The sequence below is a fragment of the Chromobacterium sp. ASV23 genome, assembly GCF_016428945.1.
GTDB lineage: Bacteria > Pseudomonadota > Gammaproteobacteria > Burkholderiales > Chromobacteriaceae > Chromobacterium > Chromobacterium sinusclupearum.
Window position 1 is genome coordinate 1 of the sequence record NZ_JAELTR010000131.1, and the last position, 1,463, is coordinate 1,463.

Consider the following 1,463-nt stretch of genomic DNA (forward strand, 5'->3'; position numbering starts at 1 on the left):
GCTTTATACTCTGTAGCAAAGCAGTGCCAGCTGCGACAATAGAGAAAATAAATGCGACGATCAAGCGTCTTAAACTTCCTTGAAGCCAGTCAGTGAGCCGCCAAAAGTCAGTCTCACGTGGCTCTATTAAGGTATAGACGCTCCCTCCTTGATCCGGCAGTCCGGTGATATAGTAAGCAGCTCTGTTACACAAATCCGGCAGTGCCGCAGCTTAGCAAGTGCCCCAAGCACAGATAGCTATAGATTTCCGATAATAATTATTTAGCCTTGTTCAATTTTAATTTTTCAATGGCAGCATTAATTTTCACCATGAAACTCATATCGACTTTTTTATTGCAAATAATAAATCGCTCATCTCCGGATGGCACATCTGGCAAAGTCAATATCTTGATGTTTTTTAACATCTCAGGCTGTTCTCGAAAGGCTTCTACTTCTTCAGTGGTCAATATTGAAAAATCAGATCGCCCTGCCTGAATCATTTTAACAAGGCCAACTTGCTCGGTGGTAACCGATTGAATCTGACTTATCGGAACTTTCTCAAGCAACTTGTTCATATAGTCACCGATTGTAAAGCCTTTTTTTATTAAAATATGCACCCCCGGGATAGAAAAAAGTTGTTTCGCTGTAATATTTTCCGCTACAGGAAAGTTAATCCTGGCTATAGCAACCAAAGGTTTGTTCCGATAAATTGGCAGAGTAAAATTGGCGTACTCTTCTCTTTCTTTTGTCTTGTACCAGCCAGTAGAGCAGTTTAAACCTTCGTCATTCTTTATAATATTAAGGACTCTATAAGCAGGCACCAGCTTCCAAACGTGGGATATATTTGCCTCCGCCAAAATATTATCAGTCATTTTTACAATAAATCCATCGGGACGACCATTAGGATTAATAAAATGAAATGGTGGCCTATCATAATAATAGAATACAAGAAGTGACTGAGGCACCTGCTCTTCAGCAGACGCCATTAAAATAAAAAAACATGCAAACACCATTAATAATAAATATATTTTCCTCATACCGGCTGCCAAATTAAAACAGTTAACAGAGGCCATCGATGCATGCCCATCATATTAAAAGAAACATTTACCAATTCAACATTCTGGCTGAAACACCCTAGTTATTGAAATAATCAGCAGGGATCGCCCGTACCGTTAGCTAAACCACATCAACACCAAGACTTTTTCAGCGAATCTTTGCGCCTATTACTTCATTCAATCTTTGAATGATGTCAGTTGAAACTTTCTTACTGCAAATGATATATCTCTTTTCTACCGCTGGAACATCTGGAAAATTTAATATCTGAAAATCATGCATTGTAAAGCCAGCTTGTTTTGTATAGTACGCAACCTCTTCCTGAGTAGTGATAATACTGTCTCTTATACACATCTCCGAGCCCACGAGACTCAAAAGGGGGGGGGGGGGGGGGGGGGGGGGGGGGGGGGGGGGGGGGGGGGGGGGGGGGG

The 1,463-nt window shown here is 41.2% G+C and carries 1 protein-coding gene; it reads right to left on the reverse strand.

Annotated features, from left to right (window positions below; all coding sequences use genetic code 11):
• Positions 1-257: 257 nt before the first annotated feature.
• Complete coding sequence (locus JHD59_RS21885) at positions 258-1,052, reverse strand: ABC transporter substrate-binding protein (protein WP_199155822.1); 795 nt, start codon at positions 1,050-1,052, stop codon at positions 258-260.
• Between the last annotated feature and the right edge of the window lie 411 nt (positions 1,053-1,463).

Bases quoted from the DNA above. Each gene is read 5' to 3' on its own strand.
- JHD59_RS21885 (WP_199155822.1), bottom strand. From the start codon at position 1,052: ATGGCCTCTGTTAACTGTTTTAATTTGGCAGCCGGTATGAGGAAAATA.